1 protein-coding gene is annotated in these 555 nt (G+C 67.9%); it reads right to left on the reverse strand.

The genetic code is table 11. From position 1 onward, the window contains the following. The coding region (locus A6M56_RS11540) for a hypothetical protein (RefSeq protein WP_286758138.1) at window positions 1–555 on the reverse strand (555 nt) is incomplete at both ends.

The following is a 555-nucleotide window of genomic DNA, read 5'->3' on the forward strand; positions in this document are numbered from 1 at the left end:
TCTTCGATTCGACGAGAATCGGCCACAAATAGTCGAATGCCTTGCCTTCGCAGGACTTCTGGCAGCTGTTGAAGGCCACGGTGATTTTTTCGCTCTGCTCGCGCCACATGCGGACGGTGCATTTGCTGTCCCTGGCGTGGCGCAGCAGCACCTGGGGCTCCCTTGTCTCCTGCCGGAAATCGGCCAGGCTGAAGCGACAACGACCGCGCCCCTTGATCAGGATGTCGGCATCGAAATCGCTGACTTCTCCGTCGCCGACGGTCAGTTTCAGCTTGGTCGCCGTGCCGATTTCGTCCACCCGCGAGCACTGCGAGGCGACTGTCAGCGGCGAGGTGTCGTGTGGCTGGATGCCATGCCGGGCCAGGGCGCGTTGCGCCGCAGCCGACAACGGCGGCCGGGGCGAAGCTGGCCGACTGGCCGCCTGGGGCGCCCCCGATGCCTCGTCACGCCGGGCCGATGGCTCCGGACCGGTTGCGCAGCCGGCGAGGAGCGCCAGCCCCCCGAGCAGCGCCAGCCCGCGCTGCATCAGGCAATGGCCGCCGGGCGGCGGGTGTG

Source organism: Ralstonia sp. RL (genome assembly GCF_001683835.1).
GTDB lineage: Bacteria > Pseudomonadota > Gammaproteobacteria > Burkholderiales > Burkholderiaceae > Ralstonia > Ralstonia mannitolilytica.